The 24,060-nt window shown below is 69.9% G+C and carries 19 protein-coding genes and 1 pseudogene; 3 read left to right on the top strand and 17 right to left on the bottom strand.

All coding sequences use genetic code 11. The features are described 5' to 3' along the window. Window position 1: 1 nt before the first annotated feature. Entirely contained in the window at window positions 2-631 is a 630-nt protein-coding gene (locus tag AC57B8_RS31350) for a LysE family translocator (protein WP_496481722.1), read from the bottom strand. 126 nt (window positions 632-757) lie between these two features. Between AC57B8_RS31350 and AC57B8_RS31345 the strand changes: the two genes are divergently transcribed. Beyond that, entirely contained in the window at window positions 758-2,104 is a 1,347-nt protein-coding gene (locus AC57B8_RS31345) for an aminotransferase-like domain-containing protein (RefSeq protein WP_496481721.1), read from the top strand. Window positions 2,105-2,117: 13 nt separating this feature from the next. Here the strand turns inward: AC57B8_RS31345 and AC57B8_RS31340 are convergent, their stop codons facing one another. Both AC57B8_RS31340 and AC57B8_RS31335 read right to left on the bottom strand, forming a co-directional pair. Further along, window positions 2,118-3,665 carry an amidase gene (locus AC57B8_RS31340; RefSeq protein ID WP_496481720.1) on the bottom strand — a complete coding sequence of 516 codons (1,548 nt, stop codon included), beginning with the start codon at window positions 3,663-3,665 and terminating at the stop codon, window positions 2,118-2,120. Between the two features lie 21 nt (window positions 3,666-3,686). After that, the gene (locus AC57B8_RS31335; RefSeq protein ID WP_496481719.1) at window positions 3,687-4,703 is read right to left on the bottom strand and encodes a Bug family tripartite tricarboxylate transporter substrate binding protein; all 1,017 of its coding nucleotides are present in this window, start codon (window positions 4,701-4,703) and stop codon (window positions 3,687-3,689) included. A gap of 187 nt (window positions 4,704-4,890) precedes the next feature. Here AC57B8_RS31335 and AC57B8_RS31330 point away from each other — a divergent pair, with 187 nt between their 5' ends. Continuing rightward, window positions 4,891-5,796 carry a LysR family transcriptional regulator gene (locus tag AC57B8_RS31330; RefSeq protein WP_496482254.1) on the top strand — a complete coding sequence of 302 codons (906 nt, stop codon included), beginning with the start codon at window positions 4,891-4,893 and terminating at the stop codon, window positions 5,794-5,796. Window positions 5,797-5,817: 21 nt separating this feature from the next. Here the strand turns inward: AC57B8_RS31330 and AC57B8_RS31325 are convergent, their stop codons facing one another. From AC57B8_RS31325 to AC57B8_RS31310, 4 genes are all read right to left on the bottom strand, one after another. Continuing rightward, complete coding sequence (locus tag AC57B8_RS31325) at window positions 5,818-6,840, bottom strand: Bug family tripartite tricarboxylate transporter substrate binding protein (RefSeq protein WP_496481718.1); 1,023 nt, start codon at window positions 6,838-6,840, stop codon at window positions 5,818-5,820. Between the two features lie 85 nt (window positions 6,841-6,925). Beyond that, the gene (locus tag AC57B8_RS31320; RefSeq protein ID WP_496481717.1) at window positions 6,926-7,609 is read right to left on the bottom strand and encodes a hypothetical protein; all 684 of its coding nucleotides are present in this window, start codon (window positions 7,607-7,609) and stop codon (window positions 6,926-6,928) included. A gap of 118 nt (window positions 7,610-7,727) precedes the next feature. Next, a complete protein-coding gene (locus tag AC57B8_RS31315; RefSeq protein WP_496481716.1) occupies window positions 7,728-8,576 on the bottom strand; it encodes an acid phosphatase in 849 nt (282 codons plus the stop codon). A 22-nt stretch (window positions 8,577-8,598) separates the two neighbouring features. Beyond that, complete coding sequence (locus tag AC57B8_RS31310; protein ID WP_496481715.1) at window positions 8,599-9,927, bottom strand: porin; 1,329 nt, start codon at window positions 9,925-9,927, stop codon at window positions 8,599-8,601. 373 nt (window positions 9,928-10,300) lie between these two features. On the opposite strand from AC57B8_RS31310, the gene AC57B8_RS31305 reads away from it, so the two are divergent. Continuing rightward, a complete protein-coding gene (locus AC57B8_RS31305; RefSeq protein WP_082817968.1) occupies window positions 10,301-11,029 on the top strand; it encodes a Crp/Fnr family transcriptional regulator in 729 nt (242 codons plus the stop codon). A 4-nt stretch (window positions 11,030-11,033) separates the two neighbouring features. Here the strand turns inward: AC57B8_RS31305 and AC57B8_RS31300 are convergent, their stop codons facing one another. From AC57B8_RS31300 to AC57B8_RS31255, 10 genes and pseudogenes are all read right to left on the bottom strand, one after another. Beyond that, window positions 11,034-12,080 carry an AraC family transcriptional regulator gene (locus AC57B8_RS31300; RefSeq protein WP_496481714.1) on the bottom strand — a complete coding sequence of 349 codons (1,047 nt, stop codon included), beginning with the start codon at window positions 12,078-12,080 and terminating at the stop codon, window positions 11,034-11,036. Between the two features lie 21 nt (window positions 12,081-12,101). After that, window positions 12,102-13,097, bottom strand: a complete 996-nt coding sequence (locus AC57B8_RS31295; RefSeq protein WP_496481713.1) for a Bug family tripartite tricarboxylate transporter substrate binding protein — start codon at window positions 13,095-13,097, stop codon at window positions 12,102-12,104. A 43-nt stretch (window positions 13,098-13,140) separates the two neighbouring features. Continuing rightward, the gene (locus AC57B8_RS31290; RefSeq protein ID WP_496481712.1) at window positions 13,141-14,472 is read right to left on the bottom strand and encodes a DUF1254 domain-containing protein; all 1,332 of its coding nucleotides are present in this window, start codon (window positions 14,470-14,472) and stop codon (window positions 13,141-13,143) included. After that, entirely contained in the window at window positions 14,469-16,829 is a 2,361-nt protein-coding gene (locus tag AC57B8_RS31285) for an arylsulfatase (RefSeq protein ID WP_496481711.1), read from the bottom strand. Before AC57B8_RS31285 ends, AC57B8_RS31290 begins: the two co-directional genes overlap by 4 nt. Window positions 16,830-16,884: 55 nt before the next feature. Beyond that, the gene (locus tag AC57B8_RS31280; protein WP_496481710.1) at window positions 16,885-17,868 is read right to left on the bottom strand and encodes a Bug family tripartite tricarboxylate transporter substrate binding protein; all 984 of its coding nucleotides are present in this window, start codon (window positions 17,866-17,868) and stop codon (window positions 16,885-16,887) included. A gap of 244 nt (window positions 17,869-18,112) precedes the next feature. Next, window positions 18,113-18,271, bottom strand: a pseudogene (locus tag AC57B8_RS31275) (acyl-CoA dehydrogenase family protein); the annotation flags it as partial. A 15-nt stretch (window positions 18,272-18,286) separates the two neighbouring features. Continuing rightward, window positions 18,287-21,037, bottom strand: a complete 2,751-nt coding sequence (locus tag AC57B8_RS31270) for an FAD-dependent oxidoreductase (protein ID WP_496481709.1) — start codon at window positions 21,035-21,037, stop codon at window positions 18,287-18,289. 177 nt (window positions 21,038-21,214) lie between these two features. Continuing rightward, window positions 21,215-21,871: a winged helix-turn-helix domain-containing protein gene (locus AC57B8_RS31265; protein WP_369632028.1), complete on the bottom strand. Its 657-nt coding sequence runs from the start codon at window positions 21,869-21,871 to the stop codon at window positions 21,215-21,217. 78 nt (window positions 21,872-21,949) lie between these two features. Then, window positions 21,950-23,311 carry a TolC family outer membrane protein gene (locus AC57B8_RS31260; protein ID WP_095744453.1) on the bottom strand — a complete coding sequence of 454 codons (1,362 nt, stop codon included), beginning with the start codon at window positions 23,309-23,311 and terminating at the stop codon, window positions 21,950-21,952. Window positions 23,312-23,397: 86 nt separating this feature from the next. Further along, a complete protein-coding gene (locus AC57B8_RS31255; RefSeq protein WP_496481708.1) occupies window positions 23,398-24,051 on the bottom strand; it encodes an SCO family protein in 654 nt (217 codons plus the stop codon). Between the last annotated feature and the right edge of the window lie 9 nt (window positions 24,052-24,060).

Here is a 24,060-nt window from a genome sequence, read left to right as displayed (position 1 = left end):
TTCAGTTCTGCGAGGCCAGCAGCTTGAGCCCCGCGGCCGCGAACACCGCCGAGAGCACGCCTTCGATCCAGCGCCGCAGCCGCGCATACAGCGCAATCATCGATGCGGTGGAAAAGACGATCGCGTAGCCGCCGAACACCATGATGCCGAGAAGTACGCAGCCGCCCACGATGGCCGGCAACCCGCCGGCGGGTGTGTCCTGGCGCACGCCGAGCGAGATGATCGCGATCCACGACATGATGGCCTTCGGGTTGCCGATGTGCATGAGAACGCCCTGGCGGTAGAGGGTACGGTAGCGCAATGCGCCGCGTTCCGCGTTGCCCTTCACCGCGTCGGCGCCGGGTCGCATGGCGGACCGGCCCGCGCGAAAAGCCAGGTACAGCAGGTAGAGGCCGCCGGCGATCTTGAGCACGACAAGCGCCTGCGCATACGCGGTCAGGACCGCGGAAACACCGGTCGCCGCCAGGATCGCCCAGAAGAGCGAGCCCGTGACAACGCCGGCCGCAAGCGCGAGCGCAGGGCGGCGGCCGTCGCGCATCGCGGTGCCCATGATGGCCATGTTGCTCGGCCCCGGACTGGCGGTGGCGATGAGGTACGTCCCGTAGACGAGTGCGATCTGGCTGACGGCCATGCGGGTGCTCCAAAACCAAGGGTGTCTTCAGCGGCCTTCAGCGCGATGGAGGCCGTGCGGTGAAAGTTACACTATTGAGATATTCAAAAAGTGTAACGTGACACTTTTATTTGCGAGGCCGCGCACGTGCTTCTTCGATCCTCCTGGACGCCCCGTCTGGCCAGCAACGGCACGAATGCCACCGAGCGCGTGGTGCTGGCCCTGGCCGACGACATCGTCGAGGGGCGGCTCGCAGGCGGCGATCGTCTGCCTGCCCATCGGGACCTGGCGAAGACGCTGCAGATCGGCCTGGGCACCGTGACGAAGGCCTACGCCATCCTGGAGCGCAGGGGCCTCACGCGCAGCGTCAAGGGCCGGGGAACCTTCGTGGCGATCCATCAGGCGCACGGCGACCGGCAGATCGATCTGTCGTCGAACGCGCCGCCGGCCGCGCTCGGTGCGCGCGTGCTGGCGCGCACGTTGACGGGCATCGCGCGCAAGATCGACGCCGATCACTTCAACCTGTACGCGCCGCCCGGCGGGCACCTGGAGCATCGCCGTGTTCTCGCCCGCTGGCTCGAAACGATCGGCCTGGCCGTCGATCCGTCGCAGCTGGTCCTGACCAGCAGCGCACGCCAGGCGCTGTCGCTGGCCTTCGATCTGGTGTGCGGGCGGCAGGGATTGCTGCTCACTGAACGGATCACCTATCCCGGCGCCCTCGCGCTGGCCCGGCGCAAGGGATATCGGATCCAGGGCATCGAGATGGATGCGGAAGGGATGGTGCCGCAGGCGCTCGCACAGGCGCTCGACGGCGCGGCGCCCGCCGGTGGCACGGCGGTTTACCTCACCCCGACGCTGCACAACCCGACGACGGCCACGATGAGCGCGAAGCGACGGCGCGCCATCGTGGCGGTGTGCCGCCGCGCGGGCGCCTGGATCATCGAAGACGGCGTGTATGCGGCGGCCTCCGACGGCTTGCCCCAACTGGCGACACTGGCGCCCGACATCGCGTTGCATGTGAACGGGCTCTCCAAGTCGCTCGGCCCGGGATTGCAGGTCGGCGTGCTGGCACTGCCGCCCGAGCTGTGCGGCCCGGCGCAGGAGCTGCTGCAGGACGTGCCCATGGCGCCGTCGGCGTTCTCCTGCGCGGTGGTCGATGAATGGCTGGCCACCGGCGTGGTCGCCTCGGTCCAGCGCGATCTGCGCCACGAGGCCCGGCGGCGTTCCAGGCTGGCCGTCTCGCTGCTCGGTGCCAGCGAACTGGTCTGGCATCCCGATGCCTACAACGTCTGGCTGCCGATGCGGCGCGATGCGGCCGAGGGTGTCGTGGCCGCAGCGGCGCAAGCCGGCGTAAAGCTCACCCCGCCGCAGACCCTGATGGCGAACCCGAAGGACAAGGCGAGCGGCCTGCGAATCTGCCTGGGCGGCCCCGGCTTCGACGAGCTGACCGGGGCCCTGGCCCTCCTGGCCACCTTGCTGAAGCGAAGCGCCTGACGCGGCGCGGACCTCAGACGACTGGTGCCGGGGCGCCGTCGGTGGGCGCGCTGGCGTGCCGGTCGTCGGGCGGCGCGGTCACGATCGAGTCGAGGGCCGGCTCGGCCTTGCGAAGGCGTGCGAGATCGGGCCGCGGCCGGCGCAGCCGCGGATCGGGGGCGAAGGCCTGTTCCATCGCCTGCGCGGCCGACAGCAGCGCGAGGTCGCCGCGAAAGCGCCCCACCACCTGCAGGCCGAAGGGCATGCCGCGCTCGTCGGTGCCGCACGGCAGGCTGATCGCAGGGTGCGTGGTCAGCGTCACCACGTAGGTCAGTGCGAGCCAGCGGTAGTAGTTCTCCTGCGGGCGGCCGTCGATCTGCAGCGCATGCGACTGCGTCCAGGAAAAGGGCGATACCGGCGTCGTGGGCGAGAGCACCAGGTCGTAGTTCTCGAACACCTTCTGGAAGCGCTGGAGGATGCGCGTCTGTTCCGTCTGCGCCCAGGCCGCGTCGGGCAGGCTCATGCGTGCGCCCATCTCGTAGTTGCTGCGCGGGTTCGGGCCCAGGCTCTCGGGGGCGCGCTCGTAGGCCTCGCGCATGCCGGCGACGAAGGCCTCCGCGCGCAGCACATCGAAACAGCGGTGCACCTCGCCCAGGTCGAAGCGCACCTCGTCGCAGGCCGCAAAGAGCCCGCGCATGGCGGCCATGCGATCGTGCATCGTCCGGCGGATCGACGGGTCGACATCGCACAGGCCGAAGTCGGTGGTCCAGGCCACGCGCAGGCGCGACAGGTCCAGCGGCGCCGGCCGCGCGAAGGCTGCTGCATCCAGCGGATAGCTCAAGGGATCGCCCGGATGCGGGCCCGCCGTGGCCGCGAGCTGGAGGCAGGCGTCGGCCACATCGCGCCCCATCGGGCCGACCACCGAGATCGGCGACCAGCCCAGGCTCTTGCGCACGCTGGGCACGATGCCCGGCGACGGCCGCAGGCCCACCACGCCGCACTTGGCGGCCGGGATGCGCAGCGAGCCGCCGGTGTCGGAGCCGGTGCACACCGGCAGCATGTCCAGCGCCAGCGCCGCGGCCGAACCGCCCGACGAACCGCCGGCATTGAGGTTGGGGTCGAAGGGATTGCCCGTGGCCCCCCAGACCGGATTGCGGCTGTTGGCGCCGGCGCCCATCTCGGGCACGTTGGTCTTGCCCACCACGATCGCACCGGCGGCGCGCAGGCGGCGCACCAGCTCGATGTCGTTCGACGGCACATGGTTGCGCAGGGCGGGCGTACCCATGGTGGACAGCAGTCCCGCCGTCGGCTCGAGGTCCTTCACGCCCAGCGGCAGGCCGTGCAGCAGGCCCAGCGGCTCGCCGCTCTTCACGGCCCGCTCCGCGGCGCGGGCCTCGGCGCGGGCGCGCTCGTAGCAGGTGGCGGTCACGGCGTTGACGAAGGGGTTGAGCTGCTCGATGCGCGCGATGCAGGCCTCGAGCAGCTCGACCGGCGAGAGGGCGCGCGTGCCGATCAGCCGTCGCAGTTCCACTGCGGAGAGTTCGACGAGCTCGGAGGAGGAGGAAGAGAAAGGTTGGGTCATGGCTTTCGGAATGTGCCGCACTCAGTCGGCCTGGATGTTGGCGCGCCGGGCGACGGCGCGCATGAGCGGCAGTTCGCGTTCGATCTGCGCGAGCGAGGCGGCGGCGCCGGCGAAGGCCGGCTCCGCGCCCTGGGCCTGCAGGGCCGCCTGGGCCTGGGGCGTGGCGACGATCTTGGCGAGTGTCTTCTCCAGCCGCTCGCGCACCGGCGCGGGGGTGCCCTTCGGCGCGACGACCATGATCCAGGTGTCGGCATCGACCTCGGGGTAGCCTGCCTCGGCGAAGGTCGGGACCTGCGGCAGCTGCGAGGAGCGCTGCCGGGTGGTCACGGCGATCGCCTTGACCTTGCCGCCCTTGAGCTGCGGAATGGCGGCGGTGACGGTGTCCACCGAGAACGGCACCTGGCCGCCGATCAGGTCCGTCATGGCCGGCGCGCTGCCCCGGTAGGGCACGTGCATGATCTTCGCGCCCACCGCCTGCAGGATGATCTCGCCGGTGAAGTGCGAGGACGTGCCCGTGCCGAAGGACGCGTACGAGTACTTGTCGGGCGCTGCGCGCACCGCGCTGGCGAACTCCTTGACGTTGCCGATGGGCACGTTCTTGTTGGCCAGCAGGATCAGCGGAATGCGCGCGACGATCGCGACCGGCTCGAAGCTGCCCAGGGCGTCGTAGGGCAGGTTCGGGCGGATGGCCGGGTTCATCGTGAGGGTCGAGCCCGAGCCGAGCAGCAGGGTGTAGCCGTCGGGCGATGCCTTGGCCACGAACGCGGCGCCGACCGCCGTGCCGGCACCGGGGCGGTTGTCGATGAGCACCGGCTGCCCCAGTTCCTCCGACAGGCGCTGGCCGACCAGGCGCCCCACCGTGTCCGCGCTGCCGCCGGGCGGGTACGGCACCACCAGCGTGACGGGGCGCGTCGGGTAGGCCAATTGAGCCTGCGCCTGTGCCATCGCGGGCAGGGCCGTGCCGAGGCAGGCGGCCAGGCCCGCGAGGACGGCACAGCACCAGCGCCGATGCGGCGCTTGCGAACGGGGAGCGTTCATTGACAGGGTCCTTCCGTAGAGCGAAGAGAAGAGGGGGAGGGGAAATGCTGGGGCACGCCCTGCGGTGTAGCAAGCACAATGATTGGAAGGTTGCGTTGCTGCTGGCGCAACGCAGACCACGCCGATGAAATCTCCCACTTCCAAGTCTCCCGCCCCGGCTCGCACCGAGGCGCGCACCGAACGCCCGATCAACCAGCGCGTGCTCCAGGAGGAGTCGATGCGCTACTTCCTGGAGGTGGCGCGCGTCGGCTCGGTCACCGAGGCGGCCGTGCGGCTGAACGTGGCGCCGTCGGCCGTGAGCCGCCAGATCGGCCGCATCGAGCGCGAGCTCGACACCCTCCTGTTCGAGCGCCGCGCCCGCGGCATGGCGCTCAATTCAGCCGGCGAACTGCTGGCGGCGCACGCGCGCCGGGCCTGGCTCGACATCGAGCGCGTGACCGACGACATCCTCGCGCTGCGTGGCCTGCGCAAGGGCGAGGTGCGCGTGGCCGCGACCGAGGGCTTTGCCTACGAGTTCCTGCCGGCCCTGGTGGCTGCGTTCCAGGCGCGCTGTCCCGGCATCCGCTTCTCGCTCGACATGTGCGTGCAGCGCGAAGTGGCGCGCCGCGTGCGCGAAGGCCTGGTCGACCTCGGCGTGACGGTGAGCCTGGGCTCGGAGCACGGCCTGGACGTCGAGATCCGGCACCCCTCGCCCGTGTGCGCGGTCATGGCACCTTCGCATCCGCTGGCCGAGCGGCGGCAGGTGTCGCTGGCGCAGGTGGTCCATTACCCGCTCGCGCTGCCGGCGCCCACGTCGACGCTGCGTCAGCTGCTCAACATCAGCTGCGTCCGCCAGCGCCTGCCGCTGGAGGCGGCATTGACCAGCGACCACCTCTACCCGCTGGTGCACTACGCGGCGCACGGCCAGGCCGTGACCTTCTGCGGCGAGCTCGCGCTGCGCCAGCAGCTCGAGAACGGCACGATCGTGGCGCGCGCCTTGCGCGACCGCGAGATGAACGAGCGGCATTTCGAGGTGCAGAGCATGGCCGGTCGGCGCCTGCCCGATGCGGCGCGCGCTTTCGTCGAGCACCTGCGCGAAGTGCTCAGCGCCTGATGCGCGGCGCGGGGCCGAGGCTCAGTCGGCCGTGATGTTGTTCGCCTTCACGACGGCGCCCCACATCTTGTACTGGTCGCGGGTCATCGCGCCGAGCTGCTCGGGCGAGCCGCCACCGGGCTCGTCCCCGCGATCGACGATGCTCTTGACGACGGTCGGCTCCTTCAGTGCCGCGTTCATCGCGCTGTTGGCCTTCTTCACGACCTCGGGACTCAACCCGGGCGGTCCGTACAGGCCGATGAAGGAGATGATGCTGAAGTCCTTGATGCCGCTTTCCGCGGCGGTGGGCACATTCGGCAGCATCGGCGAACGCTTGTCGCTGGTCACCAGCAGGGGCCGCAGCTGGCCCGACTTCACGAACGGGGCGACGACGGAGGTGGCGTCGAACATGGCGTCGAGGCGCCCGGCCATCAGGTCGACCATCGCCGGACTGCTGCCCTTGTAGGGAACGTGGTTCATCGCCGGGTTGCCCAGGCGCTCGCGCAGCAGTTCCATGGTGACGTGGATCAGCGAGCCTGCGCCCCCCGTTCCGTAGTCGATGCCCTTGCCGCTCTTGGCACGCGACTTCACCTCTTCGGCGAACTGCGCGTAGGTCTTGATCGGCGACGTGGCGGGCACCACCAGCACCAGCGGCGACTGCAGCATGATGCCGATGGGTGTCATCTTTTGCGGATCGACGATGCCGAGCTTGGTGTACACGTGCGGCATGATCGTCATCGAGCCGTTGCCCACCAGCAGCTTGTGGCCGTCCGGTGGTGCCTTCATCAGTTCGACGGACGCGATGTTGCCGTTCACGCCGGCCTTGTTGTCGATGACCACGGGCTGGCCGAGTGCGCCCTGCATGCCGTTCGTCAACACGCGGCCGGCGAAGTCGGTCTGTCCGCCGGGTGGGAAGCCGATCAGCAGCGTGATCGATTTGCTGGGCCAGGCCGTCTGTGCCCACGCGGGGCTTGCCCCGAAGGCGCCCAGGCCGAGTGCCGCGGCACCCAGGCAAAGAAGCAGGCGCCGCGGCACTGCACGAAGGGGCTGGGTGGCTTGGATCATGAAGTCCTCCGATGGGTCGTCTGTGGCACATCGCAGCGCGCCCGCCCGTGGATCGACGCACGGGCCGGGGCGCTGCCCAGCAGGCTCAGTTCACGGCGAAGCAGTACATCAGGCCGGCACTGCCGCTTTGCTTGAGCTGGTCGACGCTGCAGCCCCGCGTGCCGTGCGACGCGTTCCACGAGGCGTTGGCGACCGGGTCGGGGTTGGTGCCCTTCTTGTCGTGGTGGCCGACGATGGCCGAGCCGTCGACGCTGCGCGTCCAGTTGCCGCAGGTGGTGTCCTTGCCGGCGGCGGCCGGTGCGAGCGTGCCGTCGGGGCGCGAGCCGGTGAGGATGTCGTGCCGGTTGACCGGGTCGCCGAAGCCCGAGACCACCTCGCTCTTTTCGGTCAGCGAGGTGTCCTTGCCGAGCTTTGCGTTCGGGCTGTGCAGGTCGGCCACGCTGGTGGCCACGACCACGCCCTTGGCGTTGCGCCACGGCCCCGCGCCGATGCGGTCGCGTGCGTTGACGGCCGGCTGGCCGCCCGCTTCGGTGGCGCTCAGGTAGGCGCGCCAGGTCTTGCCGCCCGCACCGGCGCTGGCGGCCAGCGCCTGGCACTGGCGGTCGGCGCCGGCCAGGCCGCCGAGGTCGCCGCCCTTGCCGGGGTTGGCACTCGTGATGAAGAAGCTCATCGGGTTGGCGTCCTTGCCCGAAGACATGGCGCCGCATGCAGCGAGGAGCGCGACCGCCGAGGCCGCGGCACCCCATGACAGAACGGAACGATGGCGCATGCGAGGTCTCCTTGGAGTGGTTGGAGTTGGCGAGGCTACCCGCTTCGCACACGCAGCGTTCCCCTCGACAACCCGCACACACGCTGGCCGTGGGCGAGGTGGTCGAGGGGGCGCGCGCTCAGGGCGTCAGCGCCGCGGAGCCCGCGATCGCGTTCGCCTCGGCCGCGCAGTCGGCCGCAGGCGGGGCGCTGTCCGGCCGACTGCGTGCCTGCGCGATCTCGCTCTTCGCCGCGTTCATCTGCGCCGTGAACGCCGGGTTGGCATGCAGCCGGCCCACGGTGGCCGCGCCGATCAGGCGTCCCGCTTCGATGTCGCTGCGCCAGTGCACGCCGCAGATGCCGCGGCTTTGCGCGAAGGCGCGGCCGCGCTGCAGCAGCGCATCCGCGCGCTCCGGCGCGAGCTCCGTCAGCACCAGCGCCCAGGCCCAGCCCAGCGCCGAGTGCCCGGAGGGGTAGGAGCCGTCCTTGGCCAGGTGCGCTTCTTCCTTCGGCGTGCAGCTGGCGGCCTTCAGCGCCACGAAGGGCCGCGTGCGCTGGTACTTCTCCTTGGCCTTGTAGGTGGCGCCGCCGGCATCGGCCAGCGTGCGCCGCAGCAGCATGTTCAGGTGCGGCGTCTGCTGCTCCGAGATGCGCACGCCCAGCGCGCAGGAGAAGGTGGAGGCCGCCTCCGGAAAGCGCAGGTTGGCATCGCGCACCGCGAGCGCGCCGCGCGGCGAACCCTGCAGCGCGGTGAGGCTGCGGAACGCGGCGACGTCGGCCGCCAGCGCGGCCGAATTCGCCTCGGGCGGCGGTGGCAGCAGCGCCAGGCTGTCGGGCATCTCGGCCGAGGCCAGGTAGCCCTTGAGATAGCCCGACCCCGGGCGTGTTTCGCCGACGTCGGCGGCCGAGGTGGTCGGCGCGGGCGACGTGGCGCAGCCGCCCGCGAGCAGGGCTGCGATGAACAGCGGCGACAGGTGTTTCAAAGCCATGGGTACCTCCTTTCGCATGCGCTCAGAACGCGTGGCGGATGCCGAAGTCGTAGCCCATCGACGAGCGCGGCGCCCAGCCCGCGGCCTGCGCGGTGCCGCCCGTGAGGTAGGCGGCCGAACCACCGGTGATGGCGCCCATCACGCCGGGGTTGTTCCAGCCGTCCTTGATGCGGATGCGCGACACCGAGGCATACAGCGCGGTGCGCTTGGACAGGTTGTGCACGTAGCCCAGCGAGATCTGGTTGGCCGTGGTGTCGCGGTTGCCGTTCAGGCCCCACAGCAGGCTGTTGAGGTCGGTGGCAGCGGGCGCGCCGTTCTTGTACTTCACCGACGCGTACGACGCGCGGATGAGGCCCGGGCCCACGGGCACGGTCACGCCGAGCATGTAGCCGTTGTACTTGTCCTTGCGCGTGGCGGTGTTCATGAACGGAACCGCCAGGCCCGGCAGGTTCTGCAGCGTGCCGGTCTCGTTCTTGTCCTGCACGCGCGAGACCTCGGCGAACAGCTTGGCGGGGCCGAAGTTGTACGACGCGCCCAGGTTCAGCGCGTTGATCTTGCGCTCCTGCGTGGCGGTCGCGATGCCCAGCGCGTTGAGCGTGGTGCTGTCGGCGGCCGTGCTCTGGCCGTAGGCGATGGCCATGTCGAGCGGTCCGCTGGCATAGCCCAGGCGGCCGCCCACGTAGCGGCCCTTGGCCGATGGCGTGCCGGGCTGGTCGCTGCGCTTGGTGTTCTCGTGCAGCGTGTACTGCAGCTGGCCGTAGACGCCGCCCAGGTTCGGCGGCAGGAAGTAGCCGATCGAGTTGCCGGTGCGGATGTAGTTGTCGGTCGCGGCCACCACGGAGCCGGGGCCGGCAATGGCGGCGATGCGGCTGTTGATGTTGGCGATGAGGTTGGTGCCCACGCCGTTGGTGCCGAAGGGATCGAAGACGGTGTCGTTCCAGAAGGTCGCGGCGTAGTCGCGGCCCAGGCGCAGTTCGCCGAACGGACCCGACAGGCTCATCGTCGAGCGGCGGTTGAAGTTGGTGATGCCCTTGGCGCCGTCGTCGTTGGTGATGCCGGACTCCAGCCAGAAGCTCGCCGCCAGGCCGCCACCGAGGTCTTCCGTGCCGCGAAAGCCGATGCGGCTGCCCGCATAGCCCGAGTTCGACAGCGCGGTCTGGCTCGTCTTCGCACTGCCGCCCGAGGCGTTCGCCGGTGGCAGCGCGAAGGGGTTGGGGCTGTGGTACGTGCTCTTGGACGTGTAGCGGCTGATGCCGACGTCGACGATGCCGAACACCGTGACGGACGATTGCGCCGACGCGGTACCGGCGGCGGTGAGGAGAGCCAATGCGGCCAGGGAGTGATGTTTCATGGCAGGTCTTGCTTTGCTTGCTTCTTCAGGGATGAACGAGTCCGCTGGTGCGCATCGCTGCGTTCCAGGGCTCGGGTGTTCCGAAGGGCGGATGCCCTTCGGGGACTTCGGGAAAAAGGGGTGCGGCCTCTAGCCGCGCGCGCGGGCCGTGTGGCCGCGCATCACGGCATTCGCATCGCGTCGCATGCGCGACGCAAGAAGCCGGATCAACGAACGCGCCGCGGTGCTGCGAAACAGCGGCAGGCGTGCAGGCAGGGAACGTGCATGTCTCACTTAGGGAGTTCCTCGTTGTTCTTTGATTGGCCAGTCCTATGATAGGAATCGCTGCTCTTCGAATCCGTCAACCAGGCAACAGTTTTTGCTGAGTCATCCCATGGAATACCCGCAACCCGTATCGCAGAGCACAAGGGAAGAGATCGAGCACGGGCTGAGCACGTGCGCGGTGTTTCTCGATTGGCCGAAAGACCGGCTGCGCGAGTTGGCGAACGCCGCGCGCGCCAGGCACTACCGGCGCCGCACGCCGCTCGTGAGTCGCGGCAACCACCAGCGGGAGGTGTTCGTGATCGTGTCGGGCTCGATCGAGATCGCGGCCACCAACGCGGCCGGCGACAAGTACATCCTCTCGGTGCTCGGGGCCGGCCAGATCACGCGCATGGTGCATCTCATCGACGACATGCAGCCCATCTTCGCCTTCGATGCGCGCGCCGATTCGCACATCATCCACATCCCCGGTGCCGCCATGCGGCGCATCCTCGATGCGGAGCCGGTGCTGTGGCGCAGCATCGCCCAGACCATGCTGCGGCGCTATCGCATGAGCGCCGAGATCCTGCAGGACCAGGTGCTGGGCTCGGTGCGCCGGCGCACGGCGATCACGCTGCTCAACATGGTGTATCGCTACGGGGACGCGAGCGGCGCGCCGTGCGACACCGAGCTGCGCGTGTCGCAGACCGACCTGGCGAACATGCTGGGCGTGTCGCGCCAGACCGTCGGCAAGGAACTGGCGCAGTTCAAGGACGAGGGCGTGCTCGGCTGCAACGAGGGCTACCGCCTGGTCACCGTGGTCGACCTGCCCCGGCTGCACCGCATCGCCGCGGAAGACTGAGGTCTCAGCACGGCGCGCAGCTCAGGCGGTAGGCGTGCGGGCTGGTGCCGGTCCAGCGCACGAAGGCGTGCCGGAAGTTCGCGGCCTCGCTGTAGCCCAGGCGCTCCGCGATCTCCTCGGTGGTCATGCGGGTCTTGCGCAGGTACTCGATGGCCAGCCGCAGGCGCACTTCGTTGAGGATCGACCGGTACGTGGTGCCATGCGTGGCGAGCCGCCGTCGCAGCGTGCGCGGCTCCAGAGCGAGCGTGCGGGCCATCGACTCGATGCTCGGAAACCGCCACGGCATCTGCTCCACCAACTTGCGGCGCACCGCCGCGGCGATGCCGCCGGCATGCGCCAGCCCGGCCACGAACTGCTGGCAGCTCTCGCTGGCCATGGCGTGCGTGAGCGGATCGTGCAGGCGCGGCGCGCGCGTGCACCAGGCCTCGTCGAACTGCAGCGCGTTGTCAGGCCGGCCGAACTGCACGGGGCACTCGAACCACGCCTCCCAGACGCCCGCGCCGTGCTCGGGCGCGGGGCAGGCCAGGCGCAGGCCCGTGAAGCCGAAGCCATCGCCGTACAGGTCGCGCGCCAGCGTCAGGTGGGCCGCGAAGGTGAAGGCCAGCGCAAAGCGGTAGAGCGGGTCGCGCGGGTCGGGCGACACCAGCACCTCGAAGCTGCAGGTGCCGGGCGCGCGCGCGGGGTCGTGGTGCATGTCGGCCAGCGGCCCGATGGCGCGGCGGTAGGTGATGGCGAACTCGATCAGCGCGCTGAAGCTGGGGCTGCTCTGCAATGCATAGCCCCACATGCCGTAGGCCGTGAGGTGCATGCGCGCGCCGGCGCGCAACGCCACCGTGGGGTTGCGCGCCAGCGCGAGCGCATTGCGCAGCACGGTGACCGTCTGCGCATACGACACGCGCGTGCCGGGCGCGCGCAGCGCGGCCTCGTCGAGCTCGCTGCCGGCCAGGGCCTGTGCGGCGGGGATGCCGTCCGAGGCCAGCGTGGCGACGACCGCGGCGATGCGCTGCGGGGTGTACACCCGGGGTTCGAAATCGGGAGGCGGGTGATGCACGGGTCTCGGCCGGCGGCGCAATCAGTCCAGCGTGACGCCCGTGGCCCGCGTGAGCTTCAGCGACACGGGCAGGAACGCCTTGTACGCCGCCGAGGCTTCGGCCGGCGTGTTGCCGATGGGCTCGGCGCCCATGTCCTCGATGCGGCGCTGCACCTCGGGCTGCTTCACCACCGCGGCGACTTCGCGGCTGAGCTTCTCGACGATGGCGTCGGGCGTCTTGGCGGGCACCAGCAGCGAGGTCGGCGCCATGAGCATGAACATGTCGTCCTTGTAGCCCTGCTCGGCGAAGGTCGGCACCGTGGGGGCGGCCTTGGCGCGCTGCGCGCCCGGCACGGCGATCGCGCGCAGCTTGCCGGCAGCGACGTAGGGCTGGAAGGTGCTGATGGAACCCACGGTCATCTGGATCACGCCGCTGAGCAGGTCGACCGCCATCGGGCTTTCGCCCTTGTAGGCCGCGTGCAGCGTCTGCGTGCCGTAGGTCTTGTCCATGAAGACCTGCATCTGGTGCGGCTGCACGCCGGGGCCCCAGGAGCCCATCACGTACTTGCCGGGCGCCTTGCGCACGGCCTCGACGAGGCTTTTGAAATCCTGCGCCGGCACCGAGGGGTGCACGACCATGATGGTGCGCGTGCTCGCGATGTCCGACACATGGCGCAGGTCGGTGCGCGGGTCGTAGGGCAGCTTCTTGTACAGCGCCAGGTTCGCGGCGATCGGGCCCGGCACAGACAGCAGCACGGTGTAGCCGTCGGGCGCGCTCTTGGCCACGTAGTCGGTGCCGATGATGCCGCCGGCGCCGCTGCGGTTCTCCACCAGCACGGGCTGCTTCAGCCGCTTGGCGAGCCCGTCGCCCACCAGCCGCGCGAGCGCGTCGGCCGAGCCGCCGGCCTGGTACTGGACGATGATGCGGATCGGCTTGCTCGGGTAGTCGGCCTGCGCCAGAGCGGCGCTGGCCGCGAGGTGGAGCCCGACGATGCACAGGCCGGGCGCGCGCAGCGCGTGGAAGCGGGAACGGGTCATGAAGTGAGTGCCTTTCGGGTGGGAGACGATGCAGTCGATACGGTCAGGGCAGGCGCTTCAGCGCGGGCGGTGCCCAGCGCCCGTCGAGCACCGGCGCCTGCGGCACGTACAGGCGCAGGTTCATGCTGAAGGGGCCGGCGGGCGCGGGCAGCCAGTTCGGGGCCTTGGCCGGGCCCGGCGACGCGTGCTGGATGTACAGGTCCAGCGAACCGTCGGCGTTGAAGGCGAGCGCGTCGCGGTCGCCGATGGCGTAGCGGTTCAGCGCGTTGTCGACGAAGAACTGGTCGGGGCCGTACAGCGTCAGCGACCAGAACGCGTCGGCCGGCGGCAGCTCGTGCGCATCGAAGTGCAGCACGTAGCGCGCAGTGCCCGACAGCGGCTGGCCTTCGCTGTCGCAGACTGAGCGCGGGTACATCGCCTCTTCGCGCGGCAGCGCGCCCAGGCCGGCGTAGGCGACGAAGGCGCGCGCCAGGTAGTCGTTGCCGTAGACGCCCACGTTGCTGCCGAGGCTCCAGCCGTTGCGCACCATGCGCATCGCCGGTGCGCGCTCGAGCATGCGCCGGTAGGCATCGGGCGCGGCGCGCTCGAGGGCGCGTTGCACCGCCTCGGGGGCTTCGGTCAGTGCGAAGCCGCGGCCGGGGACCAGGCCGATGCGCTCCATGCGCAGCAGCAGCGCACCGTCGGTGGCATGCGGCGGGTTGCGCTGGAGCAGTTCGGCGAAGAGCGCGAAGAAGGCACCGGCACCGAGCGCGGCCACCTGCTCGACGGGCGGGCGCATGTCCATCGCTGCGTCGAAGTGGCCGGCCGGTGGGCCATGGGGCTGGCCCCAGGCCGACAGCGGCACGGCCTCGAAGCCGGCCTGCAGCGTGTGCACGTGGGCGTAGTCGGCCGCGCCGTTGGTCTGGATGCGCCCGACGATCCAGCCCACGTCCGTGGGGCTCACGATGGCGCGCACGCCCTCGGGCAGCGTGCCTTTCCAGCGCGGACCGACGAGCGCGAAGTGGCCGCCGCCGTTGCCGTTGGTGCGCGTGCCCAGCGTGGCGAACACGTCGGTCCACAGGTCGTAGAACGGAATGACGTGGTAGCGCTCGCCCATGTCCGGCAGCGTCAGCACCAGCGGCTCGTCGCCGACGTCGTACCAGATGTTGGAGTACAGCGTGTCGGCGTTGGGACGCACCACGTCCTTGAAGCCGGCGTCGGGGTAGGTGGGCACGTGCACGAAGCGGTTCATCGGCCCGCGCACGCGCGCGCCGTCCGGCTGCGCGACGTTGGTGGCGACGCGGCGCGTCAGCTCCATCACCACCATCGGATAGGCATAGGTGTAGGCCTCGATGCCGATGGCGTAGGCGTCTGCTTCAGTGATCAACGTGCTCACGACTGCGTCTCCGCATAGCGCAGCCAGACGTCGTGGATGTGCCCGTCGAAGCCGAACGGCGCACGGTCGAAGTACTCCGCCGCCACCGGCGAGCCAAGGTCGCAGCCGACGTCGAAGGTCTCGCAGGCCGAGAAGATGGCCGTCACCGTGACGCCGATGTCGCACGCCGCCACCTGCACGCCATCGACGCGCAGCACGGCGCGCGCGGGCCGCTGGGGCGCCGTGCCGTCGCTCATCGTGAACTCGACGTCGATCGCACGGCGTCCGGCGGCAATGCGCGCGGTCGAGCGTGCCTTGAAGCGGTACATGCCGAGCATGTTGTATTCGTAGGCCAGGTGGCCGTCGTCCAGGTACAGGCAGATGCCGCCGTTGAAGCCGCCCAGCGCGAACAGCACGCCGCTCGCGCGCTCGCCCAGCGTGGCATCGACGGTGGCCGTGTGGCTGCGCGTCTTGATGTTGGGCGCGCAGTTCTCCGGGATGCGCGTGATGTCGCCGCTGAAGTGCCACGAGGTATGCCGGGGCGCGATGCGGTGCTGCGGCTTCAGCGTCAGGTGGTAGATCGCGCCCAGCGGATAGACGTGGTTGATGCCCGCCTGCACGGCGAACATCTCCTTCATCTGCGCCAGCTTGGCCGGCTGCGCCTGCGCCAGGTCGTGCGCTTGCGCGTAGTCCTGCGCGACGTGGTACAGCTCCCAGACGTCGTTGTCCGGGTCCCAGGTGGCCAGCCCGGGCGCGGCGCCCGCGACCCAGGGAATGCGCGGGCCGAACACGCCCGCGGTCCAGCCGTCGTGGTGCACCATGCGGCTGCCCGCCACCTCGAAGTACTGCACGCCCTTGCGGCCCTCGGCTTGCGGATGGGCGAAGGTGTAGGCCATCGAGATGCCGTCCAGCGAATCCTGCCGCACGCCGTTGAGCTCGACGGGCGGCGTGATGCCCAGGATGTCGTAGAGCGTGGGCGCGATGTCGTTGACGTGGTGGAACTGCGAGCGCGGCGTGGTGTCGGGCCGGATGCCGCGTGGCCACGACACGACCAGCGGCGTGCGCGTGCCGCCGAAGTGCGCGGCGATCAGCTTGGTGCTCTGGAACGGCGTGGAGCCGGCCCAGGCCCAGCCGGCGTGGTACATGTTGTCGGTCTTGCGGCCACCCAATGCGTCGAGGCCGCCCAGGCCTTCCAGCAGTTCGAGGTGCTGCGAGATCTTGGTGGAGATGCGGTTCTGCGCCAGCAGCTCGACCACGGTGCCGTTCTGTCCTTCGGCGCTGCCGCCGTTGTCGCTGAACACGAAGAACACCAGCGTGTTGTCGCGCAGCCCGAGCTGCTCCAGTTCGTCGACGACCTTGCCGACCTGCGCATCGGTGTGCTCCAGGAAGCCCGCGTAGACCTCCATCAGCCGGCGCTGGAACGGGCGCTCGGCCTCGGGAATGCTGTCCCAGCTGGCAAGCGTCTCGGGCCGGGGCGTGAGCTCGGCGGTCTCGGGAATCCAGCCCATCTTCTTCTGGCGCGCGAAGGCGCGTTCGCGGTAGGCGTCCCAGCCGTCGTCGAACTTGCCCTTGTACTTGTCGGTCCATTCCTTGAAGACGTGGTGCGGGCCATGCACCGCACCGGGCGCCCAGTACATCAGGAAGGGCTTGTCGGGCGTGATGGCGCGGTGGCGGCGCAGCCAGCCGCAGGCCTTGTCGGCCATGTCCTCGCTCAGGTGGTAGCCCTCGTCGCGCGGCGGCTCGATGAGCGTGGTGTTCTCGACCAGGCGCGGCTCGTACTGCGAGCTCTCGCCGCCCAGGAAGCCGTAGAAGTGGTTGAAGCCGTGGCCGGTGGGCCAGCGGTCGAAGGGGCCCATCTGCGTGGTCAGGTTGGCCGGCGTGTTGTGCCACTTGCCGAACGCGGCCGTGTTGTAGCCCCAGGCCCCGAGCACCTCGGCCAGGGTGCCGGCGCTCTTGGGAATGACGCCCACGTAGCCGTCCCAGTCGGTGGCGTATTCGGAGATGTGGCCGTAGCCCACGCGGTGCGCGTTGCGCCCCGTCAGCAGCGACGCGCGCGTGGGCGAGCACACGCCGCAGTTGTGGAAGGCGTTGTAGGTGATGCCGCTGCCGGCCAGCCGCGTCAGCGTGGGCGTGTGGATCTCGCCGCCGAAGGTGTCGGGGTGCGCGAAGCCGGCGTCGTCGAGCATCACGATCAGCACGTTCGGCGCGTCGTCGCGCAGGTGCGGCACCGCCTTGCGCCGCTCGTGCGTGGACTCCGACAGCTTGCGCCCCGCGATGCTGGCGCTGGGCGGCGCGTCGAAGGGCAGGTGGCTGCCCTGGCCGGGCAGGGTGTTGAAGCCGCCGAGGGTCGCGGACGGGTTGGATTTTTCTTGTGTCATGGGGGTTCTCCGGGACGCGCGGGGGCAGGGCCCCGGCGTCGTGGTGGATCGGGCGTCAGTCCAGCGTGACGCCGATGGACTTGACCAGGGCGCTCCAGTCCTGCAGGTCCTGGCGCAGGACCTCCTTGAACTGCTCGGGCGTGGGGCGCGGCAGGTCGGTGAAGTTGAGTTCGCGCAGGCGCTGGGTCACGGCCGGGTCCTGCAGCGCGCGGTAGATCTCTTCGTTCAGTCGCTTGACGACGGCGGGCGGCGTCTTGGCCGGCACGAAGAAGCCGTACCAGGTGTAGTTCTTGAACGGGAACCCGGCCTGCGTCATCGTGGGCACGTCGGGCAGCATCGGCAGGCGGTCGGGGCCGCTGTAGGCCAGGGCCTTGACCCGGCCGGCCTTCACCACCTCGATGGTGGAGGAGATGTCGGCGAAGCCGGCGTCCACCTGGCCGCCCATGAGGTCCTGCACGCAGGGGCTGCTGCCCTTGTAGGGCACGTGCAGCAGCGAGATGCCGGCCTGCTTCTTCAGGCTTTCCATCGTGAGGTGGCCGCCCGAGCCATTGCCCCACGAGCAATAGTTCAGCTTGTCGGGGTGGGCCTTGGCATGGGTGACGAAGTCCTTGAGCGTGTTCGGCGGCAGGTCCTTGCGCACCAGCAGCAGGTTGCCGCCACGGCCCACCTGCGCGACGGGCGCGAAGTCCTTGAGCGGATCGTAGGGCAGCTTCTTGTAGAGCGCCGGGTTGATCACCATCGTGGCGGCGTAGGTGAACAGCACGCGCGTGCCGTCGGCCGGCCCCTTGGCGACGAAGTCGACGCCCAGGATGCCGTTGGCGCCAGCGCGGTTGTCGACGATCACGCTCTGCTTGAAGGCCTTGCCCAGCACGTCGGCGAACAGCCGCGCGATGAGGTCGGTGCCGCCGGCGGGCGGCGTGGGCACGACGATCGTCACCGTCTTGCTTGGGTAGCCGGCGCCGTCTTGCGCCGTGGCCGCGCCGGCGAGGGCGAGAAGGGTCAATGCGGTGAGTGCCGGCCGCAGCAATGTCGTGTTCACGGGATGTCTCCTTGGGGATGGGTCGCGCAGGCCCCGCGCCTCCGGGCGCGTCCCCCGTTGCTACAGGGGGTGGGACTGCGTCTCCATGCTAGGAAACAGCGGCCATCGATTCCGTCAACCAGCCGACAGATTCGCCGACACCGGCTCGGGGAATACCCTCTGGCTCAGCCGGAGGCAGGCTGCATGCCGACCGGCGAGGGCGCGTTGTCGTTCCGTGGTCGCGCGCGCCCTCGACGCGGCGCTCTCACGCGCCGAGCTTTCGCGCAATCAGGTCCTTCATGATCTCGCTCGTGCCGCCGTAGATGCGCTGCACGCGCGCGTCGGCATGCATGCGTGCGATCGGGTACTCGACCATGTAGCCATAGCCCCCGAAGAGTTGCAGGCGCTCGTCCTGGGCCTTGCCCTGATGTGTGTATGACTAGGCCGCCAATGCCACCGAATGCTGCTGCCAGTCCCCACGCTCCAGCAAGGCGGTCATCGTGGAGACCGGCGCGTGCTCGCGCACGGCGGGAATGACCTCGTCCGCCTCGTCCGGCGATCCGACCAGCACCGCGCCGACAAGCCGGCCCTCGGCGACCACCAGCTTGCGATAGATGCCCTGCGCAGGCTCGGACTGCGTCAACTCGAATTCGCCGGGCCGCGCGGCGTGCACGGTGCCCGCGGAGCGGACGTCGATGCCCGAGACCTTCAGCGCGGTCACGGGCACATGGCCGCGATAGACGCGCTTGCCGCCCAGCGCGTTGACGGCCGCAATCTCTCCCTGCTCGGCAGCCACGGCCCACAGGGGGATCGAATGGCCCTCGAACTCGGCCACATCGCCCGCGGCGTAGACATGGGGGGCACTGGTGCGCATCTGTGCGTCGACGATGATGCCGCGACCGAGCGCCAGGCCGGCCGACTGCGCGATGTCGACGTTGGCGCGCACGCCGGTGCACACCACGACCACGTCGGCGGGGAGCTGGCGTCCGTCCTTGAGCACGAGCCGCGCCACGCGGCCCTCGCTGCCCGGCTCCAGCCGCGCGGCGTCGGCACCGGTCATGACATGGATGCCCTGGGTTGCCAGGTGCGCTTCCAGCAAGGCGCTGGCCGGGGTGTCGATCTGCCGGTCCAGGATCTGGCCGCTGTTCGACAGCACCTGGACCTGCGCCCCGAGCTGCGCCAGCGCCTGCGCGGCTTCCAGGCCGAGCAAGCCGGCCCCCAGCACGACCGCGCAGGTGCCGTGGAAGCGCTGCATGTAGTCGCGGATCGCCATCGCGTCGTCGGCATCGCGCAGCACAAAGCTGCCCTCGATGCCGTAGCCGTCGAGCGGCGGGACCCACGCCGAACTGCCGGAGCACAGGATGAGCCTGTCGTAGCCCAGCGTCTCGCGGGTCGCCAGCGTGAGCTCGCGACGCTGCGTGTCGACGCCCGACACATGCGTGTTGAGCCACGCGGTGACACGGTGCTCGGCATACCACTGCTCGGGCAGCAGGTGCAGGCCCTGGACACCCGTCGGCATGCTGATCAGCTTGGCAATGGCCATCCGGTTGTAGGCGTTGTGGTTCTCGCGGCCGATGAGATGGATCTCGCAGTCGGGGTGGCGGCGCCGCACATGGTCGGCCGCGGTCAGGCCGGCCACGCCGTTGCCCACGATCACGACGCGGCGGATCGACGCATCGAAGGGCACGACCTCGGGCTTGCGTGTCTCGCGCGCCGCCGGGGTCGCCTCCCGCTTCAGGTCGATGCGGATGGGCCCGGCATTGCGGATGCGCGCCATGCAGGCCAGGCGCGTGCCGTCGGCGCAGCCGAGCCGGGCCAGCGTCGCCCGCTCGTCGCTGCCGATGGGGGCGAGCCGTTCGCCGCCCGCCACGACGGCGATCGGGTCGGCGCCGCACACGCCGGAACGACAGCCGGCGTTGATGGGGGCGCCGCAGTCCTCGAGCGCCTCGAGCAGGGTCTGGCCCTTGCGGATGGGGGTCTTCATGCCGGTGGGGTCGATGCAGAGTTCGGCAGGCTGCGTGGACGCATCGGCCGGGGCGGCCGTAGCGGCCTCGTTCTCCGGCGGGGCTGCAACCGGCGCCTTGCGCGCGGCGTCGTTCGGGCCGCGGTGCAGCCGCATCGTCTCGATGACGATCGGCGCCAGCCGGGAGCCGTCCCGGACGCCCTTGCGCAATTCACGGCGAAGGAACAGGCGCTCGACATGCAGCGACCGCGCGATCCACGTCAGGCTCGCGATGATCGTCAGGCCGCGCAGCGTGGCGACGACTTCGGGGGCGATGGCCATGCCGCTCAGGCTGCTCAAGGTGCTGACGACCAGCGGGGCGGTGAACCAGTAGTACAGCGAGAACGCGGCCGCCGCGAAGAGCACCGGCGACAGGTTGCGCGTCTTGCTGCCCAGCAGTTCGATCAGGTTGAAGAGCGTCAGGCTGGCCGCCATGTAGACCAGCATCTGCATGACCGTGGAGACCGGGCCGATCTCGGCGGGCGAAGGCACGAGGTAGTAGCCGAGGATCAGGCCCGGAAAGACACCTGCGAAGAAGCTGCGGAAGTTGCGGTAGGCCGGGTTCGGGTCGTACTGGTCGGCCAGGTAGGCCGCGCCGGGATTGAGGTCGTAGCAGTTCTTGGCGCAGCCCACGCACGGTTCGCAGTGCGTGTTGGCGATGCGGATGAACGGCGTCTGGCCGTACAGCCGCTGCACCGGCAGCAGGGGGCAGATGCTGCTGCACCAGCCGCTCTTGCCCTTGAACAGCAAGCCGCCGATGAGCGCCGCCCCCATGGCTGCCGCCAGCAGGCCGGCGGTGGCCAGGCCGTTGCCGTTGAACAGCAGCTTGCGCGCGACGACCGCGCAGATCAGCAGGCCGATGCCGATCGGAAATGCCGCGCCCTGCGACAGGCGACGGCTCGTGAGTGCGCGCGTGATGCCGAGCCTGCGGGGGATCTGGTTGATGGCGGCCAGCGGGCAGACGTTGCGCCACAGCCCGGGTGCCAGCATGAACACGAGCGGGAGCGACGGCACGATCAGCCCCCAGAACAGCGGCATCGCGGTGGCGGGCCGCAGCGCCAGCATGACGGCCAGGGCCAGGGCCGAGGCGATGCTCACCACGCGCAGCGCGCGCCACACCGCTTTCGGCACGATGGTCGGCAGCTGCATGAAATTGGCGAAAACGAGAGCGGGAGAGGGCTTGAACATGGTTCGGTGGTACCTGCGTGAGAAGGTGTCGCCATTCATGCCCCGGGGGGACGCTGCGACAGTGGTGGCGCCATCGGTGAGTGATGGGGCTCTGCGAGTGGTGCGATTCTGGCCAGTCGCACGTCTTAAGGTTGCTATCTTGTGTGCGGCACGCTTACGAGTCTGAAGACGACGGGCTCAGGTATTCAGGCGGTAGCCGACCCCGCGAATCGTGCGGATGATCTGCCGCCCGAGCTTGCGCCGCACGTTGGACAGGTGCACTTCCAGGGCGTTGCTCGTCGGTGCGCCGTGGATCCCCTGCACCAGCAATTCCACCTGGGCCTTGGGGACCGTGTGATCGAAGCGCAGCGCCAGCGCCTCCACCAGGTTCCATTCCCGCTCGGTCAGCGCGACAGGCATGCCGCAGCGGACTGTCGTCCGGCTGCCCAGGTCGAACTCGACGTCGCCGCACCGCACGCGCGGCGTTGCCAGGCCCGCGGCCCGGCAACGCAGTGCCCGCACCCGCTCGGCCACCAGCTCGGGGCGGCACGGCATCACCACGAAGTCGTCCGCGCCCGCGTCGAGGACCTCGGCCTGCGCGGTCGGGCCGGGCGCTCCCACCATCAGCATCAGGACCGGCGTGGTGATGTGCTGCACCCGCAACAACCGGACCCAGTCGAGTCCCGATCCGTCGGGCAACTGCGAGCTGACGAGCAGCACGTCGTAGGACTCGTTCTCCAGCACGTCGATGTCGCCGAGCCGCTCGACGCTGTCGATCAGGAACCCGTTCTTGCGCAAGTGCGTGAACAGGCCGTCGTCGACCCGCGCGCGATCCTGAAGCAGAAGCAGTCGCATGGCGTCACCTGCATGTTCAGCGCCGTCATGGCCGCGAGCAGTCGCTGGTGCTGTCGGTACGTGCCATGGCATGCCTCGTCATTGGCGGGCCGGCGTTCTCCTGGACACGGAGACGGGCGCCGCGCTGTCGACCGGGGTACGGCCGTGGGTTGCAAGCGCGGCATCGATGGCGTTCAGGTCCTCGGGCACCAGCGTGCCGTTGGCCTGCCGCAGCTTGAGATTGCCGAGCAGCACCGAATAGCGCGCCACCGCCAGGTCGCGCTTGGTCTGGAACAGCTGGCTCTGCGCGTTGAGCACGTCGATGTTGATGCGCACGCCCACCTGGTAGCCCATGCGATTGGCCTCCAGCGCGATCTGGCTGGAGACCTCGGCGGCTTCGAGCGCCTTCACCTGGCCGGCGGCCGACACCAGCCCCAGGTAGGTGGCACGGGTGGCCTGCGCGACGCCGCGGCGCGTGGCCTCGAGCAGCGAGCGCGACTGGTCTTCGAGCGCCAGCGTTTCCCTGACGCGGTTCTCGATCGCGTAGCCGGCAAACAAGGGCAGGTTGAGGGAGACGCCCACGGTGAGGGCCTTGACCCGCGAGCGGCCCGGCGTGGTGTTGGTGCCCTGGGGGTTGTTCGTGACGTTGTAGCCCAGGGTCGCATCGAGCGTGGGCAGGTGGCCGGCCTGCGCCTTCTGCACCTCGAGCCCGGCCACGTCCAGGCCCAGGCGGGCCTGCTGGATCGCAGGGTGCCCGGCATCCGCGTGCGAGGTCCAGACCTCGATGTCGGCGGGCGCGAGCGGAGGCAGCATCACGGGCGCCGCCAGCGGCACGGGCACGCTGCCGGTGCTGCCGACGAGCTGGTCGAGCACGATCTTCTTCACCTGCAGGTCGTTCTCGGCCGCGATCTCCTGCGCGATCACCAGGTCGTAGCGGGCCTGCGCTTCGCGCGCGTCGGTGATGGTGGTGGTGCCGACCTCGAAGTTGCGCTTGGCCGATGCGAGCTGCTCGGCCACGGCCACCTTCTGCGCGCGCACCAGGGCCAGGCTGTCCTGACTGGCGAGCACGTCGAAGTAGGCCTGGCTCACGCGCACGATGAGGTCCTGCTCGGCGATGGTGAGCACCATCTGCGCCACCTCGGCCTGCCGCTGGCCCTGCTCGTAGGCGGCCCAGTTGGCGGGGCGGTACAGCGGCTGCGTGGCGTTGATGCCGACGCTCTGGGTGTTGAACCCGCGCGTCGTTGCGCTGCCTTCCGTCGAGAGGTCCTGCCGGGTGTGCGAGGCGCCGGCCGACAGGCCGACGGTGGGCAGGATGCCGGCCCTGGACTGCGCCGCCCGCGCCAGCGTGGCCTCGTACTGGGCCCGCGCGCCCTGGTAGGTGGCGTCGTAGCCGCGCGCCGACGTGTAGATCTCGACCAGGCTCTGGCCATGGACGGGCCACGCGAAGCTCGCTGCGAGCACGGCGCCCCATGCCGGGACGAGACGCTTCCCGGTGGCGGGGGCCCGTGAGCCCTGTCCACCGGGTGGGGGTCGGCGCAGGCGCTGGTTCAGACCGTGCTCCGAGGGTCGACCTGCAAGATGGCGCCACCCGCGCGGCGAACCGCGGCCGGGCTGCGATCGACATGCAGGATGGCCGCCACGATCTGCTCGGGCGCCGCCAGCGCCGGCGCCATCGACCAGCGGTCATAGACGTCGTTGCCGATGCGCACCATGCCGGTGTGGCGATTGATCTCCTTGTCGACCTTCGGGTCCGGGTCGTAGAAGCCCAGGGCGAAGCGCACGAGGTCGATGTTGCTCCGGCTCCCGGTCAGGAAAAGCCAGCCCGGGTTCACGCTGTGCATCTCGGCGTAGTCGGCCAGGTGCTCCACGGTGTCGGTCTCCGGGCGGATGGTGATCGAGTACATGAAGATGTCCCGGCCCACCCGAGAGGCCAGGCGCTCCTGCACGCGCAGGAGGTTGTTGGTCATGAGCGGACAGATGCCTTCGCAGTCCGCGTACATCATGTTGATGGCGACGATCTTTCCCCGGACCAGGTCGTCGTAGAAGTTCACCTTCGCCCCGGTGTGGGTCTTCAGTTCGACGTTCGGCATGCGACGCCCCGGGCGTGCAGCCGTTGCCGGCGCCTCGGCGGAGGCGGGCAGGCCGAACGCGTACAAGGACGCGACGCCCAGTCCGGCGATCAAGTGTCTGCGGTGGTTCATGAGAATCTC

This window comes from Variovorax sp. BGA-UO-ETr-C22, assembly GCF_059567965.1.
This window is presented reverse-complemented; position numbering and strand designations above follow the sequence as displayed.

Coding starts and splice junctions, on each gene's coding strand:
- AC57B8_RS31350 (WP_496481722.1), bottom strand. CDS start 631: ATGGCCGTCAGCCAGATCGCACTCGTCTACGGGACGTACCTCATCGCC.
- AC57B8_RS31340 (WP_496481720.1), bottom strand. CDS start 3,665: ATGACCCAACCTTTCTCTTCCTCCTCCTCCGAGCTCGTCGAACTCTCC.
- AC57B8_RS31335 (WP_496481719.1), bottom strand. CDS start 4,703: ATGAACGCTCCCCGTTCGCAAGCGCCGCATCGGCGCTGGTGCTGTGCC.
- AC57B8_RS31325 (WP_496481718.1), bottom strand. CDS start 6,840: ATGATCCAAGCCACCCAGCCCCTTCGTGCAGTGCCGCGGCGCCTGCTT.
- AC57B8_RS31320 (WP_496481717.1), bottom strand. CDS start 7,609: ATGCGCCATCGTTCCGTTCTGTCATGGGGTGCCGCGGCCTCGGCGGTC.
- AC57B8_RS31315 (WP_496481716.1), bottom strand. CDS start 8,576: ATGGCTTTGAAACACCTGTCGCCGCTGTTCATCGCAGCCCTGCTCGCG.
- AC57B8_RS31310 (WP_496481715.1), bottom strand. CDS start 9,927: ATGAAACATCACTCCCTGGCCGCATTGGCTCTCCTCACCGCCGCCGGT.
- AC57B8_RS31305 (WP_082817968.1), top strand. CDS start 10,301: ATGGAATACCCGCAACCCGTATCGCAGAGCACAAGGGAAGAGATCGAG.
- AC57B8_RS31295 (WP_496481713.1), bottom strand. CDS start 13,097: ATGACCCGTTCCCGCTTCCACGCGCTGCGCGCGCCCGGCCTGTGCATC.
- AC57B8_RS31285 (WP_496481711.1), bottom strand. CDS start 16,829: ATGACACAAGAAAAATCCAACCCGTCCGCGACCCTCGGCGGCTTCAAC.
- AC57B8_RS31270 (WP_496481709.1), bottom strand. CDS start 21,037: ATGTTCAAGCCCTCTCCCGCTCTCGTTTTCGCCAATTTCATGCAGCTG.
- AC57B8_RS31265 (WP_369632028.1), bottom strand. CDS start 21,871: ATGCGACTGCTTCTGCTTCAGGATCGCGCGCGGGTCGACGACGGCCTG.
- AC57B8_RS31255 (WP_496481708.1), bottom strand. CDS start 24,051: ATGAACCACCGCAGACACTTGATCGCCGGACTGGGCGTCGCGTCCTTG.